This window comes from Turicibacter sanguinis, from assembly GCF_013046825.1.
GTDB classification, from domain to species: Bacteria; Bacillota_I; Bacilli_A; order MOL361; family Turicibacteraceae; genus Turicibacter; species Turicibacter sanguinis.
The window spans coordinates 1,359,115-1,379,205 of the sequence record NZ_CP053187.1 but is presented as its reverse complement, the minus strand read 5'-3'; the positions used below and the strand labels follow the sequence as shown (position 1 = coordinate 1,379,205).

The window sequence follows — 20,091 nt, the reverse complement described above, 5'->3', positions numbered from 1 at the left end:
TATCACCTTAACTTTTAATTTTAATTTGTAAATTTTTCATTCTCCACTCTAGATATAAAAGTATATTTAACATTTTATATTTTTTTGATAAAAATAGATGATTTACTACTAATTGATTCACCCCTAAATACATTTTAGATAAATAATCTTTAGAGAAATTTTTCTCAGTAAAACACTGTAATTTATCATATATACTTAGTTTTATATTTTCATCTTTTATATTTGAGACCCTAATTAAAGTATAATATAAATGTCTACTATACAATTCTGTTATAAATTTTTCATCATATTCATTTACTTTTAAGATATTATTAAAAGCATCTAATATATCTAATATCTTATTATTATATGTTTTAGTAATTGAATTAGGCCTATACAAATAATTATAATAACACTCATCTACTGCTGCAATTTTATTACATTTTGATAAAACGAGAGGAACAGTGGCTAAATCTTCAAACCATTTATTTAATGGAAATCTAATTTCTTCAAAAAGATTTCGCTTAAACAATATATTAGCTGCTGAATTTGATTGAAGTAATAGTTCTTCTTTGGTTACAATATTTTTTTCAAATAAACAACATTTATCTAGGATATTTCCTGATAAAGTAATATTATTAATTCCACAGACTACGGCATCACTATTTGTTTCTAATAATAATTCAAGCATATGCTCTATGCATTCCTTTTCAATCCAATCATCACTATCGAGAAACATTACATACTGGCCTTCACAATGCTCTAATCCTACATTTCTTGCATCACTTAATCCTCCATTAACCTTATTAACTTTTTTAAACATACTAGCATTTAGTTTAATATACTTATCGATTATTTCTTCAGATTTATCTAAAGAACCATCATTCACACATATTACTTCGAAATTTTTAAAAGTTTGTTGGCACAATGAATCTAAACATTTTTCTAAATATTTTTCTACATTATAAATAGGTACTACTACACTAACATCTACCACATTGACATCCTCTTCTCTAAAATTAAATTCCACTGCTTAATAATACATTGCATTTCAAAATTTTCATAACATTCCCCACTACCTTTTCCCAATTTATTATTTAAATTTTTATCATTAATTAACATTTCTATTTTATCTATACAATTTTTAATATCTTCTTGTTTATACACATAACCATTAATTCCGTCCTGAATAATTTCTTTTATTGCTGGAAATGATTCAGAGGCTACTATTGGTACTTCACATTGAAAAGCCTCTAAGAAAGTCATTGGTAACCCCTCATGACGAGAAGTATTTAATAAACAATTTGCCCCTTTTAAAACACCCGGAATATCTTGAATAAACCCTTTAATTTTAACCTTATCTTGAAGTTTATTCTGTACAACAAATTGCTCTAAGTCTTGCCTCAAAGGACCTTCACCATATACTTCAAGAATAAAATCTACTCTTAAAGAAAGAATAATTTCCTTTAAATAATCTATGCCTTTAATAAAATCTAGTCTTCCGATAAATATTATCCTATTATCAATGAAATCCCTTTTTATTTTAGATCCATTAATTGGATTATATATTCTAGTTATGGAATTAAATTTATATTTAGAAAAGTTTTCTTTATCCTTATCCGTTAAAACTACCAGCGTGTGTATTTTATTTTTATAATTAAGTAGCATAAACTTATTAACTTTATTTTTAATTATATATTCATAAGTATGATGTAAATGTACAATCACTTCTTGTTTTTTATTAAAAATAGGTGTGAATAATAATCCATAAATTTCTGGGATAATAATTTTATTAAGTTCTTTTGTTAATTTTCTAACTTTAATAAATTTAAACGCTATTGTAAAACTAATGTAAAAAAGATTTAGAAATAGAGCGAATACTTCTTTATATTGTTTACTTTGTACCATCTTCTTATAAGTAGATAGTTCATATAGCTTTATTTCCTTATTATATAAGTATTCTATCTCTATGTTACTATCTAAATCAAATTCAATATTTCCGCTTCTAAAGAGAGATATAATTTTTACAGTATTATTTTTCGCCATTTCATTTGCCAATAAACATGTAACTTTTTTTGACCCACCTATTCCTGTAATATCATTTGTCAGAAACCCAATATTCAAAATCTCACCTCAATTTTTAATAAATTATTCTAAGATGTACCGGACCATACTCCACTTCATTATATAATCTATACTTCTTGTCACCTATTTGTACATATCCTGTATCTAATTTATAATTGCTTCTAACCCACGCTCTTCTTCCATATCCTGGTTTGATTATTTCAATATCAAAATTATATAATCCCGGTTCTAAATCCAAAATTGGAAGAAATGTTCCATATCTTGCATATTCATATGGTCCATTAAACCCTTGTGCAAAATCTAAATTATATATATCTTCAACTGTTTGACGAACTACTTCTGTTCCTGTCTCATCCTTAATAACTATATTTTTTTCTATCTCCCAATCATTACTCATATTCATTCCTTCAACATATCCCCAACCATATAAATACAACCCATTGGAATCAATGCTTGCCTGGTCGATATGATTTTGTAAGGCACCTTCAATTATCTCAAGTTTAACTGGTCCACTCTCAACTTCATTGTAGAATCTATATTTTTTTCCACCTATTTGCACATATCCTGTATCTAATTTATAATTGCTTCTAACCCACGCTCTTCTTCCATATCCTGGTTTGATTATTTCAATATCAAAATTATATAATCCCGGTTCTAAATCCAAAATTGGAAGAAATGTTCCATATCTTGCATATTCATATGGTCCATTAAACCCCTGTGCAAAATCTAAATTATATATATCTTCAACCGTTTGACGAACTACTTCTGTTCCTGTCTCATCCTTAATAACTATATTTTTTTCTATCTCCCAATCATTACTCATATTCATTCCTTCAACATATCCCCAACCATATAAATACAACCCGTTGGAATCAATGCTTGCCTGGTCGATATGATTTTGTAAGGCACCTTCAATTATCTCAAGTTTAACTGGTCCACTCTCAACTTCATTGTAGAATCTATATTTTTTTCCACCTATTTGCACATATCCTGTATCTAATTTATAATTGCTTCTAACCCATGATCTTTTTCCATTTTCCGATTTCAGTATCTCAATATCAAAATTATATAATCCTGGTTCTAAATTTAAAATTGGAAGAAATGTTCCATATCTTGCGTATTCATACGGTCCATTAAACCCTTGTGCAAAATCTAAATTATATATATCTTCAACTGTTTGACGAACCACTTCTGTTCCTGTCTCATCCTTAATAACTATATTTTTTTCTATCTCCCAATCATTACTCATATTCATTCCTTCAACATATCCCCAACCATATAAATACAACCCGTTGGAATCAATGCTTGCCTGGTCAATATGATTTTGTAGAGCACCATATTCTTCATAAGATCCATTCGTAGTAATTAGAATGGATGTGTTATCAATATATCCTACTGATAAATCATAAATATATTGAGCATTAAATTTCGGAACTCCATTAACTATTGGAGTATCTGTCTGAATCTTATAAAATTCTCCCAATTGTCCAATAATTAAAAATGGATAATTATATATTTTTATATTACTTTTTTTATTTTTAGTCTGATATAAAGTAGATGAACTTGAATTAGCCTGGCTCTTAACATCTACAACTGCATTAGATTGTTTAATTCCAATTGTATAATAATCATAATCCTTTAATCCACTGGCACTATCAAAACGATAATACCAACCAGCAATTTTTTCTCCCCAGAATGGATCGGATGCATACCTAACATTCATCCCGCTTCCTTTATTTCCGACATGAGACCCCATATATCTCCAATCATCAACCGGATCTGTATATCCCCATGATAGGTAACGGTCAGCATGATAATTGATTCCTGCTTCAACAGATGGGAAGCTCGTTCCATTGCCGTAAGGATTATTATCTGTCGCATTCATCCCAAATAAGTTATTCTTATCAATACTTAAACTACTTTTTCCCCATCCACTTTCATGAATTCCCATAGCGTACTGTAAGGCACCATTAATCCCATACTTATCTTGAACAGCATAGAAGTATTGGCCTGTATTGACTAACTTTCCACCTGCTCCACCATTCGAATTTGTATAATTATCAAAAATATTAGCTGAATAATTTGATTTCGACCTAACTGGTAGATATTGATAATAATTATAAAATGGATTTGATTGATTTACAGCACCTTGACCATTAACCTTAATGTTACGCCAGTTTGTATAAAAATAAATTCCATCATAACTATAATATTTAACATTAGAACTCATCCAAGATGGTGCTTTTCCAACAATCACTTTTGAATAACTATTAGCCTTTGTTACATTACTCGTTAGATAATGAACTAACGTTCCATTTTCATTGGCATAATAAGATGGTGATTGAACTGTTGACGTACTAAAAGTAGTAATTCCTCGTTCATTTATATCATTATATTTATCTAAGTATTGATCATAATAATTCAACTCTGGAACATCTAATGGTTCAGTTTTTTCTTGTAAACTATACATTGTTGTTCCGCCTGGAATATAATAAGCAACTGTCTGAATTTCATACTTTACCTTTGTCCCATCATTATTTAAATCTAATTCAAACCAATGAGATTCAGATTTAGGAACCTTCCCTTCATATCCAGATAAATAAATATAATAATAATTCGTATCTTCTCCTAAATATAACGCATCATCTACATAACAAGAGTTTACATATGTATTATGTTCAGATTGTCCACCAGATGGATATAAATTATGATTGGGCTTACATTGTAATGCCTTCATAATTTCTGAAGTAGTCTTACCTTCTTTTGATTGCTGTCCATCAGGAACAACTTGCCATAGCTGAACTAATCCACTTCCAGAACTTCGACTTTCAATGGAGAATAAACCATCATCTTCTAAATTAATTGAAGCAGTTTCTTCAAGTAATTCTTCCTCAATTTGCTCTTCTGGACTCTTGCTTTCTTCTGATCCATCAGCGCTATCTAAATCTTCTTCTACTTTAGGAATCTCTAATTCTACATCTTCAGTTTCTCCGAATTCTTCGTCATTTGGAATTTCTTCAGGTAAACCGTCCCCCGGATTCTGAATCTCTTCATTTTCAGTACTTTCATTAGATAAGTTTCCATCTAAATCTGGTAGATCGTCTTGACTTGAATCAATTGATTCTTGAACAATATCTGAATTATTTTCTACTTCTGACTCATATACCGTAGCATTAACAATCGCCCCAAAGCTACTAAACTGATTTATTAATAATCCGATTGCTAATGTTCCCTTTAAGACTTCCTTCTTGCCCCGCTTTCGATTCATTTTCACAACTCCTTCTCCAATACATAGCTCCTTTAATTATAAATAATTTATACATTTTTGTCATTAAAACATAGATAAAAAGAATATTTTGACACTCTTTTGTATATAATAAGAAATTTAGTAATAAAAAAAGAATTCAAGTATACTTGAATTCTTTTTTTATTCACCTTTACTTAAAATCTGAACACGTCGTTGAAGACTTTTAATGGTAGCATGTTTCATACTTCCACCATCTTCACCATCAAGCGTCCATTTCACGTCCTGTTCACTCTCAACTGTAATTCGATCTGTTTTAAATGTTACCACGTATTCAGGATCATATGTTCGATTTAAAAAGTCGGTTAAAATACGATGAATATCAATCAAATTTTTAGGAGCTCGAATTAATGTTACCTCAAATAGTCCATCATTTAAATCCGCTTGATTTCCAAATGCATTTTTAATCCCTGCTACAGAATCCGAATTTGAAATCATTCCAAAAATATAATCTCCCTCAATAAAACCCTCACGATGATAAATTTTACACTGATAAGATTGAATCGTTGGAAGTTTCATTAATCCTTCAATTAAATAAGCAAGTCCCCCGAGCATATTTTTGCGCGGTTGTGGTGTTTCATAAGCTACGTCTGTAAAAGCCCCAAATGCAGCAACATACATAAAATAACGCTCATTAAACATCCCGATATCAATTGGCATTGGTTTCCCATTTAAACAGAGTTCAAGTGCTTTTGGAACATTTTTAGGAATACCAAGTGTTGATGCAAAATCATTAGTTGTCCCTGTTGGAATATAACCAATCGGAGTATTCCCATTTGCTTCAATTAAGCCAGTGATTACTTCGTTCAACGTTCCATCCCCACCACTTGCGATAACCAAATCATAACTTCGAGCGACTTTCATTTTACTCACAGCATCATGCTTAGCTTTCGTTGGATAAACTGTCACTTCATATCCAGCTAAACTAAACTGAGTGACAATCGATAAAAGGTAATCCTTGATCATCCCACGACCTGACGTCGGATTGATTATAAGTAACAGTTTTTTTAGCACACTAGGCACTTCCTTTCAAAAATTTAAAGTTTTATAGCATAGTATATTATAGCACTCTCTCACATAATAAAAACCTGATTTTTTGTAAAAAAATCAGGCTATTATTATACATCTATTTAATATTAAAGTGAAGCTTTTAACGCTTCTACTTTATCTAAGCGTTCCCATGGTAAATCTACATCAGTACGTCCGAAATGTCCATATGCAGCTGTTTGTTTATAGATTGGGCGTCTTAAATCTAACATTTGAATGATTCCCGCTGGGCGTAAATCAAAGTTTTGACGAATTACTTCGACGATTTTAGCATTCGTAGTTTTCCCTGTACCGAATGTATCAACCATAATTGAAGTAGGCTGTGCGACTCCAATTGCATATGATAATTGAATCTCAATTTTATCTGCATACCCTGCAGCAACTAAGTTCTTCGCCACATAACGTGCAGCATATGCAGCAGAGCGGTCTACTTTTGTTGCATCTTTACCTGAGAATGCTCCACCACCATGACGGGCATATCCTCCGTAAGTATCAACAATAATTTTACGTCCTGTTAATCCTGCATCTCCATGAGGTCCACCGATTACAAAACGTCCTGTTGGATTAACTAAATAACGAGTATTTTCAGTTACTAATTCTTGTGGTAATACTTCATCAAATACATATTTTTTGATATCTGCTTCGATTTGCTCATGAGTTACTTCTGGTGAATGTTGAGTCGATAATAATACAGTATCAATAGCTACTGGTTTTAAAGCTTCATCATATTCAACTGTTACTTGAGTTTTTCCATCTGGACGTAAATAGTCTAATGTTCCATTTTTACGAACTTCAGTTAAACGACGTGCTAATTTATGAGCTAACGAGATTGGTAATGGCATAAATTCTTCTGTTTCATTTGTAGCAAACCCGAACATTAAACCTTGGTCTCCTGCTCCGATTGCTTCGATTTCTTCATCACTCATTGAACCAGTACGAGCTTCTAACGCTTGGTCAACACCCATCGCAATATCAGCCGATTGTTCGTCAATTGCAGTTAACACAGCACATGTATCTGCGTCAAATCCATATTTTGCACGATCATAACCAATTTGACGAATTGTTTCACGGACTGTTTTTTGAATATCAACATACGAAGACGTTGTAATTTCCCCAAACACTAACACTAATCCAGTTGTTACCGATGTTTCACAAGCAACACGTGCCATTGGATCTTTGGCTAAGATCGCATCTAAAATTGAATCTGAAATCTGATCAGCAATTTTATCTGGATGACCTTCTGTTACTGATTCTGATGTAAATAAACGACGTTCTGACACTATAATATCCTCCTTCAATTCACATTAATACTCTATATTATTAAGCTTTAGATATAAAATCATGCTTCGGGCCGTTAATTTTTGCAATTAACTTGAATCTAATCCTATTTTCCACTAAATTATATTCTAACAATGGTTGTTACATCGCCTTCGCGATGTAAAGTTTGTCTAATTATAGATTTTATGTGTATTCACAAATACAGTGAATACACACTAATAGCACTAATGGATAACATCTGCAAAAAACGCAGATGTATAGTTCATCTATTCCGACAAAGCCGGAAAGATGAGCTAACAAAAAAAGCCCGCTATAAGCGGACTTGAATAGGTAGATTCAAACCCTCTTATTGCTCGAGTTAAACTCGCTTGGGTCGGCACCTTTCAATTTCAGAGGTTGCCGCGACTTCATAGGCCCCTATGCCTCCATCGCTCTTAATAAGAGTATATTATTGTAATTTTATTAAATTTAATTCTTATCTATTATAAAGCCTTTTTATTTATTTGTCAAATATTAGCGACTTATTCTGTAAAATCAAGTTCAACATTTGAAATAGCATCGAAGCGAGTCCCAATTTTCTCAGTTGTAATATGGATTTCTTTAACATCTTTCGACACACTATCAATATGCTTACTCAACTTATCCCATCGCTCTTTATAACGCTTGAATTCATCCCCTAATTTATTCAACTCCTGTTGAATAATTAAAGCATGTTGATCCCGTTCTAAATTATTTAAAATCACTTGAATCGTTGTCAGTGTTGACATAAAAGTTGTAGGTGACACAAGCCATACTCTTTTACGTTGCGAATAAGCTACTAAATCTGGGTGATAGGCATTAATCTCAGCAAAAATTGCCTCTGCTGGTAAAAACATCACAGCCTGATCTGAAGTTTCCTGCGGTGTCACATATTTATTGAAAATATCATCAATATGTTTCTTAACATCTTGTTTGAACTGTTTCTCTGCTAGTTGACGCTCTACCTCCCCTAAAGTTCGATCCATCATACGTTGATAATTTTCAAGTGGAAACTTCGAGTCAATCGGTAAATCCCCCATTGGAAGTGGAGCATGAAGCATGGCATCTACAATAGTTCCATTTGATAACTTATACTGAGTTTCATAAATACGATCATTCTTTTCACCGAAAACAGCTGCCATAATTTGATAAAGTTGCACCTCACCAAACGTTCCTCGACTTTTTTTATCTGATAACAGATTTTGTAGTGATACAATGTCCGTTGATAAACTTTCAATCTTTTTCTGTGCTTCATCAATCTTTGCTAAACGAACCAAAATATTTTGAAATGTCTCATTCGTCTTATTAAATGACTGATCTAGCCTCTCATTTACCTTATCATTAATACGCAGCAAATTAAACTCAATCCGTTCATTTAACTTCGAAAAATCACTCTGTAATTGTTGATTCACCAAAGACGTATGCTGATTCAATTGATCTCGCATCACCCGCTCAAACTGTCCATAACGCTCAAGCACTCGCTCATTCGCCTGATTAAAACTCCCACTTAACTGAAAATTAGCATCCTGAAGTCGCTTCTCCATTCGTTGTTGCTCCTCAAGCAATTGTTTCACCTGCAAATCTAACTGTGGATTTTGACGACTTCTTGTATATAAATTTTGTCTGATTAAAATTAACAGTAATAAAAAAATAACCACAATTAATAAAATATAAACTACCGTCACTAATATCCCTCACTTCACCCATTTATTAACATTATTTTACCATATAAAAGAAAAGAACTTGAAGAATTAATCTTCAAGTTCTTTTTTCTCACCAAAATAATCTTTCACAATATAATTAGGACGTCCCTTAACCTCATTATAAATGCGACCAATATACTCTCCAATGACTCCTAAGAAGATTAACTGTACTCCTCCTAAGAATAACATGATACAAACCATTGATGACCAACCTGCCGTTGGGTTTCCATTGATCGCTGTATTAAAGAAAATGTATAGTAAATATGCAAATGCCACAAACGCCACTAAAACTCCTGTATAAGTTGCAAAACGAAGAGGCGCATTTGAAAATGCTGTGATTCCTTCAATTGCATAGTTAACAAGTTTCATGAAACTCCACTTTGTTTCACCCGCAACACGTTCAACGTGATCAAACTCTAGACAAATCGATTGATATCCAACCCATTGGAATAATCCTTTTGAGAAACGATTTGACTCTTTTAAACTAATTAAATCATCAACTGCACGACGACTTAACAAACGATAATCACGAGCTCCGTCAATGATTTCAACGTCACTCATGCGATTAATCACTTTATAAAACATATTGGCAAAGAAACTACGAATAGGTGGCTCTCCATCACGATTACGACGTCGTGTATAAATATTTTCATATCCATCTTCGTAAAGCTTAACCATTTTAGGTAAAAGCTCCGGTGGATCCTGTAAATCAACATCCATAATAACGACGGCTTCTCCACGAGCATATTCCATTCCTGCAAGCATCGCTGCTTCTTTTCCAAAGTTACGAGAAAAATCAATTAAGCAAACACGCTCATCTTTTTCACGCAACGCTTTAATTAATGGGACTGTCTGATCTTTTGAACCATCATTCACATAAACAAATTCAAATTCATATCCATTAATTTCATTCGTTACTTTTATAATTTCTTCATAAAAACGTTCAACTGTTTCTTGTTCATTGTAACACGGTACAATAATGGAAATCAGCTTCCCCATTAAGTCCACCACCTAAAATAATTTGATACTTAATTATATCATAAATTTACAAATTTATTGACGCTTTATTTTTTGAATCATCTGTGTAAACTCACCAAATCCATAACTGGCTAATACAACAAAGACCGGTAAATAAATCATTAGATACCTAGAGCGAGTTTCCCAAATTAATAGAAATAACATCACTCCAAATACCGATATCGTCATAACACTTTCAAAACATAGTTTATCTTTTAAAATACGGATACTACTTAACCACATTAAAAATAAAATTACAACATGAACCATTTGACTTAAATATAAGTATGGTAGGTTTTTATCCCCAAAAATATAATCTTGATAATTATTTGTAACAATTGGCTCACGCTTTAATTTCTCTGGAGCAAAATATGTTCCATCTGACCACGTAAAATTCAACTTAGAATTCAAATGGTTGATAAATCCACCCACTCCAAAAGCTTCTAATCGTTCCTTCATTAGACGAATGTGTTGTGCTTGAATCTCATCATTTGACCAACCACTATCTTTTAAAAATCGCGTCATATTCGTATCCTCATCATCATATCCACCTAATCCTTTAAGTCCCATCATCACCCAATGTGTCTTTGGAAATCCTACTTCACTCGATGCAACAGGAATCAACGGTTTTATGGCGAGTTTATAACTCATCATCGTCACTAATACCATTAAAATGAGCGGTGCACTTAATCTAATGAATCCGTCTTTTCTCGTTAAGAAATAATGAATTAAAATAGCCACCAAAACAACTAAAGCATGCGTCTTCAAAAGGCCTCCAAGACCTAGTACTAATCCTAAAGTTACTAACAATCCTATTTCTTTTTTAGGAGAACGATAAATCTTTGCATACAAATAAAGTGATAAAATAGGTAAAATCATGCCTAAGGTATCGGTGTACACAATAGTAGTATATGTATAAAATGGTGTAATTAAAATAGATAAAATGCTAAATAAAGTAGCTCGTTGTAAGCCATACATTTCTTTAATAAACAAATACATAATCCATACCGATAAAAATACAATACTTAAATTCACCACTATTAACGGCTTTAACAGATCAGTAAATCCCATAAACCTAAATATCTTAAACAACCCTGTTACTAATAACAAGATTGGAAGGTTATTAGGGCAGTAGAAATAAAAATACTGATCTATTTGTCGAAACTGAATCGATAAATCATACGCCTCATCATACACTTTTCCAAAATCCCATGTTGGATTAACTGTAAAATAACGTGCAAAGAAAAACTGTAATATAATTAAAATAATAAAACTCCCTATTGATATAACCATTAATCTTTTCTCATTACACTTTTCAAGTCTTTTATTTAAAAAGTATAAGCCACTTAATACAATAATGACTCCGAGTAAAATCACGACAGGATTCATTATTTTAAATATTTTAAATGGAAATATGCTTGTATTTAATAAAATGTACCCAAAAACAATGACAAATATAACATTAAATAATGTCATTAATCCTAACTTTATACCAGAAATATTCATAAAAATCTCCTTTTTATTACCTACCCTTATTTTCACATAAAAACCCTTGGTTCATTCATATTAACCAAGGGTTTTTTTCTGTTTATTCTTCTTTTTCAACTTCCGGTAAAACTTCTATTTTTACTTTTTTAATACGGCGATCTTCAACTTCAATAATCGTGAAAACTAAGTGATGATACTGATACATATCGCCGATATCGGGAATATCCTCAATCTTTGAATACATCCAACTTCCTAGAGAATAAGCATCTTCTGGAATATCTAAATCTATATCCATAATATCAAATAATTCATCTAAATCAATATCAGCTTTCGCCTCATATAAAGTATCACTTTTTTTCGTAACTAATTGTTCTTCTTCATCATGTTCATCATAAATTTCCCCAACCACTTCTTCTAAAACATCTTCCATAGTCACGAGTCCAGCTGTTCCACCATATTCATCCGCAACAATTGCAATGTGTTGTTTTTCAAATTGTAATCGAGTTAATAAATCTGATACACGCATCGTATAAGAAACATACATTGGGTCTCTCATAATATCTACAATATTTATATCTTCAACTGAACCTTTTTCAATAATTTCAGCAAATAAATCACGTTGATATAAAATCCCTATAATATTGTCCCGCGATTCCTCGTAAACAGGAATGCGCGAATATTTCTCTTCTAGAAAAACATTTTTTATATCTTCATTGGAATCATGAATACTTACAGCTGTGACATCTACTCGAGGCGTCATAATATCCTTAACAAAAGTTTCACTTAAATCAAGAACACTTTGAAGCATCTCAACTTCATCTTGCTGTAATACACCCTCTTCCTCCATTGTATCAATGATTACGTTCAACTCATCTTCAGTCACAGATGGTTCTTCCTCTTGCTTTGTGTATAACTTAGCTACAAAATCCTTTAAAATCATAAAAAGCTTAATAACAGGCTTCAAGATAATAATTAAAGTATAGTAAGTCGAACCAATCGCCAATGAGAATCGTTCAGCATTTTCCTTAGCATAAGATTTAGGTAAAATCTCACCAAAAATAATAATTAGAATCGTCATAACTCCTGTTGCAACTGCAGCGCCTGACGCGCCTAATAAATCGGTTGCTACAATAGTTGCAATCGATGCCGATGCTAAATTAACAACGTTATTTCCAATTAAAATAGCGAGTAATACTTCATCAAAACGCTCAGCTACATTTAATGCTTTTTTAGCACCTGGTCTTCCTTCATCGGCATACTGACGTAAACGAATCAAATTTACACTCGAAAAAGCAGTTTCTGAGGCACTAAAAAATGCTGATAAAATAATCATACCAACAAGTATTAAATAATACATGGACGGGTCCAAAATAATTCACACTCCTATAATTTCATAATTATGTAATTTTTTTATGTAGAATACTATATCAATTTCATTTGTATTTGTCAATATTCTCGATTTGTTTATACAGTTTCCACACATTTAAATCTTCTATTTTTTTATCATTAATCGACATTTTAAATACATAGCATTCTTATAAATTTGCTATAAAAAAACTCTAAACATCTACTTTATTATGGTAGACACTTAGAGTTTTCATGCTTTTTCAAAAAATAATTAATAAAAATCTAAAGGATTTGGTGCATAACTTGGTTGGCTTCCTGTATTCGTACGAATCTCAAAATGTAAGTGAGTTCCTGTCGAATTTCCAGTGTTTCCAGCTCCACCAATTAATTGACCAGCTTCCACAATATCTCCAGCCTTAACATTCATAGAATTTAAGTGAGCATAACGTGTATAATAACCATTTTTATGATTTATTAGAATGACATTTCCATAAGCTGCATTATAACTTGCACTCACAACAACTCCATTATCAGCTGCATAAACAGATTGCCCTGTACTAGCAGAAATATCAATTGCATAATGTCCGCTATAACATAAATAACCACATGTTACGTTACGTGATGTCGTTGGCCATACCCAGTTTCCAGTTCCTACTCCTGAGACAACCTTTGTTCCTCGAATAATGACCTCTTTAACTGGTTCTGAAAGTTGAGTTTCTTCAACCACTGTTGAATTTGTTTGCTCACCATTCACATATTCGACTTTGGTACGCGTTAAAAACTCACCATTTTGACCCGTTTGTGTCACCTTAGTTTGTCCTTTTAACATCGTCTCATCATCAATATATTCTGTTTCATAAAAAATTGGTGCAACATTAACTTTCTCTTGTTCCGTTTGAACATGGATGATTGGATTTAATGGTGTTACATCTAACTCCATTCCTAATAACTCACCCCATTTTAAACCTTCCACCTGAGGGTTTAATAGGATAAGCTCTTCCTCTGTTAAACCATAATCACGAGCAATATACCAAAGAGACGAATCCTCTCCAAATGTGACAGTCTGTTGTGGCTCCTTTTGACCATATAACATCATACGACGCATTTGGTCAGTTGTTAACACCTCATCAGGTGCTGCATAACTTGATTCAACTTTAACAGGTTCTACAACTTTAGCTCCAATATATTGAGATCCCGTCTCTGATAAAGCTTGAATTGGATTTTCTGTATCCATAATTTTAGCTAAATTTTCAGTGCCTGTATAATACTTCATTAAATCCATTAATGTTGATTCAACAACAGCTGTATCTTTTACCGCAAACTTTTGCTCTCCAATTGTCACAACATTTGTTGACGTTTTAAAATCCGCTTTTTCTGCTACTTGTGATAAGACAGCTTGATTATCAATTGAATCAACTGGTAATAAAGTTACTTCTTCCTCCACACGAACATTCGTCGGTGCATAGATGACTTGATCTGGATATTGTTGTAATAATTCTTTCATATGATTTTCAATGAAAGTATCATATTCTTCTTTATTGTTGATTAATCCAACAACTTCATCATTTATATAAATTCGATAAACTACATGTTGATTATTTGGGGTTACCGTTTGAGCATGTGTTACCTGCTGCTGACTGTTTGCAAACATCATCGTTGCAATAACTGCCCCAACTAATTTTTTCTTCATCATTACGACCTCCATACTTTGTTAAACTCTAACAAAGTTCCCTACGTCTTGGTGACTTAGTATATTTTTAAAATTTTATTCAACTTCTCTCTTAAGTTCTATTCAATTGTTTCATATAGATATGTCCAACTTGTGTTCTAAATGTGAAAAACCCTGCTTTTTTATTATAAATCAAACATTTTATCAGAAAATATACTATTTTTCTACAGAAATACATCATTTTTAAAACTTTATTATCTCTTACTTATGTATCCGTTTTCTTCATTGTGTTTTTAAGCAGAAAATACAAAAAAAACCTCTATTTTTGCTAAAAATAGAGGTTCTTTGAAAAATTTTAATTATTTTGATAATTCAAAAATAACAGTTTCATATGGTCTTAATTCTAAAGAAGATAATTGATAATCAAATTCTTTGTAGTTTGATAGGATAATTTGTTTCACTTCTCCATCAAATGAACGTGTTACTGTCTCTTCGCTAAAGTTCGCTACTAATAATAATTTTTTATCTTCATTTTCACGAATATAAGCAAAAATATGCTCATCTTCTGGAAGTAATAATTCATATTTACCGTAAACAATAACATCGCTAAATTCAGTATTTTTACGTAAATTAATTAATTTTTTATAGTGATGGAAAATCGAATCTTTATTTTCTAACGCATCTTTCACGTTAATTTCCGTATAGTTTGGATTTAATTCTAACCATGGCGTAGCGTTTGTGAAACCTGCATTTACTGAGTTATCCCATTGCATTGGTGTACGGGCATTATCACGTCCATTTTTCCAAATTGCATCCATCATTTCTTCATGTGTATAACCTTTTTTGATATTATCACGATAGAATTGTAAAGTTTCAATATCATTATATTGTTCTAATTTTTCAAAATGAACATTTGTCATCCCAATTTCTTCACCTTGATATACGTATGGTGTTCCTTGCATTAAATGTAGGATTGAAGCAAACATTTTAGCTGTTTCAACACGGTACTCTTTATCATTTCCCCAACGAGAAACAATACGAGGTAAATCATGATTGTTCCAGAATAATGAATTCCATCCTTCTCCATCAAGTGATGTCTGCCATTTACTTAAAATTTGTTTAAATTTAAGGAAATTAAATTGAGTTGGACGCCATTTTCCTTCTTGAGGATGCCAATCGATTGAAGCATGTTCAAATTGGAAAACCATTGATAACTCATGACGTTTTGGATCTGAATATAGTTTTGCAATTTCAGGTGTTGCACCCCATGTTTCTCCTACCGTTAAAACATCGTAGTTTCCGAATGATGCTTTATTCATTTCTTGTAATAATGGATGTAGACGAGGTCCATTTCCTGTAATTTTTTTATCTACCTCTTTACCAATTAAATCAATTACATCCATACGGAATCCACCGATTCCTTTTTCTAACCAGAAATTCATCATCTTATGAACTTCTTCTTGTACTTTAGGGTTTTCCCAGTTTAAATCTGGTTGACGCTTACTAAATAAATGGAAATAATACTGACCTGTTGTTTCATCATAATTCCATGCAGGCCCCGAGAAAGTCGAACCTAAATCATTCGGAACTCCTCCATCTTCTGCAGGATCTCGCCAGATATAATAATCACGATATGGATTATCTTTTGATTTTTTAGCTTCTAAAAACCATGGATGCTCATCTGAAGTATGATTCACTACTAAATCCATAACAATACGGATTCCACGAGCATTCGCTTCTTCAATCAACTCATCCATATCTGCCATTGTCCCAAATTCAGGAGCAATATCTTGATAATCAGAAATATCATATCCATTATCATCCATTGGAGATTTATAAACCGGTGATAACCAAATCACGTCAATTCCTAATTCTTTTAAGTAATCTAATTTTTCAATAATTCCTCTTAAATCCCCTACTCCATTTCCACTTGTATCTTTAAAGCTTCTTGGATAGATTTGATAAACAACTGATTTATGCCACCACTTTTTCTCCATCATAATTCCTCCCTGAAATTCATTCCTTATCGAAACGATTCAATTTCTAACTTTATTATAGATACTGCCATTTAAAAACTCAATTAAAAAGAATTGTAAAACCGTTTACTTATTGATCTCAGATTTTTAAAAAAGCCACCTCCTGTAAACAAGAGATGACTAATAAGCCATAACTATTTTAAGATGCTTTCAATTTGATCATCAATTTGTCTAACTGCTGTATCTAAAATAGATTGAATTTGATCGGGCATTGATACAAATTCCTTAGCGGCTTCTTTGTAAGGTAAATATAAATAATTAAATTCAGACTGATTCGGCAGTGGTAAAGATCGATGCAACTGTTTTTTTACAACCGTATAATACTCATCCTGTGAAATTGGGACTTCATAATCAACCGGTGCAATGGAACGATTATATTCATAACGAGCAGTAGCTACATCAACACTTAATAAAAATCTAAAATACTCTTTTGCTAAATCTTTATTTTGACTATATTTCGTTAATTGATACGTATCAATCTTCATATACGTATATGGTAAAACATCTTCTTTAAAATTAGGAATTGCTTGATATCCTAAATTATCATAACTTTCACTTAGTGAATTAACTAACTTAGCGGGTGCAATCATTAAATTGGCTTTACTATTAAGGAATGATTTGTAAATATCCCCTTCATTATTATAAAATGCACTTGGCTCTAATAGTTGTAACATCATCGATAAGCCTAAAATAGATTCCTCTTTGTTTAATCCAATATCATAAAAATTCGTATCTCCAAAATTATCAATCCCAACCGTATATCCCCCAAAACCAGTCACAAATGGTGTTATATGATAAATATCTTGATAATCAATAACTAACGATACATCTGAATAATCGTCTAACGCATTAAATGAGCTTAAACCCTCTGGAAATTTCAACTTATCATAAAATAAAATATCAGTATCCGCATTATAAGGTACCCCATAATACTCCCCTTTAAATTTAAAGCCTGATTTAACAGCAGGTAAAATATTTAATTCCTCAAAAATATCACTAATTGGACTCAATGCATTCATTTGAACCAACTGAGAAATTAAGGTATGGGATAACGTAATTACATCCGGATAATCAGGAGTTCCAACATATAATGGAAGATTAGAAACGACTTGTTCAGAGGTCATAATTTTCATCTCAATCTTCACTCCGTAATTCTCTTCAAATTGCTCATTTAATTTACTTAAGACTTTAAACTCATCACTACTTACCCAAACTCTTAAAATATCTTCTTCTAATAAATCTAAACGATTAATATTTTGATATAAACCCACTGAACCCATAATAAAAAAAACAATATAGATAAACTTTTTCACTCAATCACCCTTTGTTTTCCATTTAATCTAATTATATCAAAAAAAAGGGGAAGTCTAAAGACTTCCCCTCGGAGTTTACAATTTATTTAATCTTTTTAAGCGCTGAAGTTAAACGTGGCGCAATAATCTCATATACCGTTAAAACTAATAATCCTTTTAAAGCATTAAATGGAATATAAACAAATGCAATCGCTGCACCGTATCCTAAATCAAATGATAGCCCCGGAATAAATGAACTTAACGTTGTCCACTCTCTAATCTGTGTAAACCAGAAATTCCCGAAATAAATTGGCGTAATAAAGAAGTAGTTACAAATTGTTAAAACTGCACTAAATCCTGCAATCACTAAGAAAAAGCGAAGAGCTTTCTTCATGAAACTTGCTCCATCGATATACTTTTTAACTAATACATATAAACAAGCAATCGTTGTTGAAGCAATAAATGCTGTAATCACACCAATTCCATATGGAGTCGTAAGCCCCATTATCATCACATGAACTAAAGACTTAATCGCTGCTAATAAAATGGCTGGCCATAAACCAAAAATTTCAACTGTTAATAAAACGACTAATTCACTTAGATCAAACTTTAAAAATGGTACCGGTGGATATGGAATTTCAATAAACATTAAGATCGCACCTAATGCCGCTAAAACGCCAAGTAAAACTAAATTTTTTGTGTTCTTAAAAATACTGTTTGAGTTTTTCATATACTCTCCTCCTAAAGATAGATTTGTAAATATTCGTAAAATCCTTTTTAAAATATAGTTGTACCTTAGATAAGTATTAATTCTATTACTAAAACAAATTTCTATTAATAGTATTTATTAATCCCTATTCAAAATAGCTATAAAAATAAAAAAGATCTCACGTAATAAATCTTCGTGAGATATCTCTAAAAAAGAGTATATCAAAAACGAATCTTCTCCCATCCAGACTTTCACTGTCGGCTCTGGAATCACACCAGATCAACCTTTCGGCTTGCGGGCTAATACCGCCGGTAGGGACTCTCACCCTGCCTCGAAGATTTATTAGTTTTTTAATTTACACGCTTATTGTAGCCCACTCCATTAAAACTGTCAAGTCAGACGCACCAAAACCTACCATTTTCTTCTAGAGTGAATCATGACCTTATAATTTTGTGGATTCGCATACGTTTCAACGAACTCTAAAACCTGCCCATTCATCAAAACAGACGTCAACTCCATATAAATCAATGGATCATTTAACGGAACTTCAAGTAACCCCGCTACCAACTCATCAGCTTTAATCGCTGTTACCATTTGTGTTCCTGACGCAATCTTAACATTCAACTCCTGATCTAAATACGCATAAATCGAACGATGAATCACGGAGCGAGGTAACTCCTTAATCACTGATAATGGAATATAGTTATGTTCTAAAGTCATGGGTCTATCATCTGCCATACGCAATCTTAACAAACTATGCACCTTATCCCCAACTTTGATTTCTAAGTGATGAGCAATACGTTCATCTGCAATTATAATATCATAATCAACAACTTTAGTATGTGGCTTCATTCCCTTACTAATAATCTCTGATGTAAATCCAACAAGCTCTGCTACAGGCTCATGTAATTTATTATCTGCTACAAAAGTTCCCACTTTTTCCTTACGATAAAGCTTTCCTTCCTTAATTAATTCCTCAATTGCTTTTCGTGCTGTCATACGTGAAACATCATACTTCATTGCTAAATCTCGTTCTGATTGAATCATTGCATTCGGTACCAATGATTTAATTTCTTCTTCAATAAGTAGTTTAACCTTTAAATATGCTGGTTGTGCCAT

General features: G+C 32.1%; 14 protein-coding genes and 2 riboswitches. All 14 genes read right to left on the bottom strand.

Annotation, left to right across the window (positions count from 1 at the left end):
* Positions 1 to 7 precede the first annotated feature (7 nt).
* Entirely contained in the window at positions 8 to 976 is a 969-nt protein-coding gene (locus HLK68_RS06745) for a glycosyltransferase family 2 protein (RefSeq protein WP_006784914.1), read from the bottom strand.
* Positions 970 to 2,103, bottom strand: coding sequence for a glycosyltransferase (locus HLK68_RS06740; RefSeq protein WP_006784913.1), 1,134 nt, complete (start codon positions 2,101 to 2,103; stop codon positions 970 to 972). Before HLK68_RS06740 ends, HLK68_RS06745 begins: the two co-directional genes overlap by 7 nt.
* A gap of 16 nt (positions 2,104 to 2,119) precedes the next feature.
* Positions 2,120 to 5,332 carry an N-acetylglucosaminidase gene (locus tag HLK68_RS06735; protein WP_132942954.1) on the bottom strand — a complete coding sequence of 1,071 codons (3,213 nt, stop codon included), beginning with the start codon at positions 5,330 to 5,332 and terminating at the stop codon, positions 2,120 to 2,122.
* A gap of 159 nt (positions 5,333 to 5,491) precedes the next feature.
* On the bottom strand, positions 5,492 to 6,382 hold the full coding sequence (locus HLK68_RS06730) for a diacylglycerol/lipid kinase family protein (protein WP_039930589.1): 891 nt from the start codon (positions 6,380 to 6,382) through the stop codon (positions 5,492 to 5,494).
* A 122-nt stretch (positions 6,383 to 6,504) separates the two neighbouring features.
* Positions 6,505 to 7,695: a methionine adenosyltransferase gene (gene metK, locus HLK68_RS06725; RefSeq protein ID WP_006783478.1), complete on the bottom strand. Its 1,191-nt coding sequence runs from the start codon at positions 7,693 to 7,695 to the stop codon at positions 6,505 to 6,507.
* A gap of 341 nt (positions 7,696 to 8,036) precedes the next feature.
* Positions 8,037 to 8,137, bottom strand: a riboswitch (SAM riboswitch).
* A gap of 77 nt (positions 8,138 to 8,214) precedes the next feature.
* Positions 8,215 to 9,396, bottom strand: a complete 1,182-nt coding sequence (locus HLK68_RS06720) for a DNA recombination protein RmuC (RefSeq protein ID WP_006783479.1) — start codon at positions 9,394 to 9,396, stop codon at positions 8,215 to 8,217.
* 66 nt (positions 9,397 to 9,462) lie between these two features.
* Positions 9,463 to 10,413, bottom strand: a complete 951-nt coding sequence (locus HLK68_RS06715; protein ID WP_006783480.1) for a glycosyltransferase family 2 protein — start codon at positions 10,411 to 10,413, stop codon at positions 9,463 to 9,465.
* A 54-nt stretch (positions 10,414 to 10,467) separates the two neighbouring features.
* Complete coding sequence (locus tag HLK68_RS06710) at positions 10,468 to 11,937, bottom strand: glycosyltransferase family 39 protein (RefSeq protein ID WP_006783481.1); 1,470 nt, start codon at positions 11,935 to 11,937, stop codon at positions 10,468 to 10,470.
* Positions 11,938 to 12,019: 82 nt separating this feature from the next.
* On the bottom strand, positions 12,020 to 13,288 hold the full coding sequence (locus tag HLK68_RS06705) for a hemolysin family protein (RefSeq protein WP_006783482.1): 1,269 nt from the start codon (positions 13,286 to 13,288) through the stop codon (positions 12,020 to 12,022).
* A gap of 249 nt (positions 13,289 to 13,537) precedes the next feature.
* Positions 13,538 to 14,956, bottom strand: coding sequence for a peptidoglycan DD-metalloendopeptidase family protein (locus HLK68_RS06700; protein ID WP_238672941.1), 1,419 nt, complete (start codon positions 14,954 to 14,956; stop codon positions 13,538 to 13,540).
* A gap of 338 nt (positions 14,957 to 15,294) precedes the next feature.
* A complete protein-coding gene (locus tag HLK68_RS06695; RefSeq protein WP_132942953.1) occupies positions 15,295 to 16,935 on the bottom strand; it encodes a glycoside hydrolase family 13 protein in 1,641 nt (546 codons plus the stop codon).
* A gap of 170 nt (positions 16,936 to 17,105) precedes the next feature.
* Positions 17,106 to 18,284 carry a sugar ABC transporter substrate-binding protein gene (locus tag HLK68_RS06690; protein ID WP_238843645.1) on the bottom strand — a complete coding sequence of 393 codons (1,179 nt, stop codon included), beginning with the start codon at positions 18,282 to 18,284 and terminating at the stop codon, positions 17,106 to 17,108.
* Positions 18,285 to 18,366: 82 nt separating this feature from the next.
* Positions 18,367 to 18,993: an ECF transporter S component gene (locus HLK68_RS06685; protein ID WP_009606160.1), complete on the bottom strand. Its 627-nt coding sequence runs from the start codon at positions 18,991 to 18,993 to the stop codon at positions 18,367 to 18,369.
* 206 nt (positions 18,994 to 19,199) lie between these two features.
* Positions 19,200 to 19,315: riboswitch (FMN riboswitch) on the bottom strand.
* Between the two features lie 68 nt (positions 19,316 to 19,383).
* Complete coding sequence (locus HLK68_RS06680) at positions 19,384 to 20,091, bottom strand: GntR family transcriptional regulator (protein WP_006783487.1); 708 nt, start codon at positions 20,089 to 20,091, stop codon at positions 19,384 to 19,386.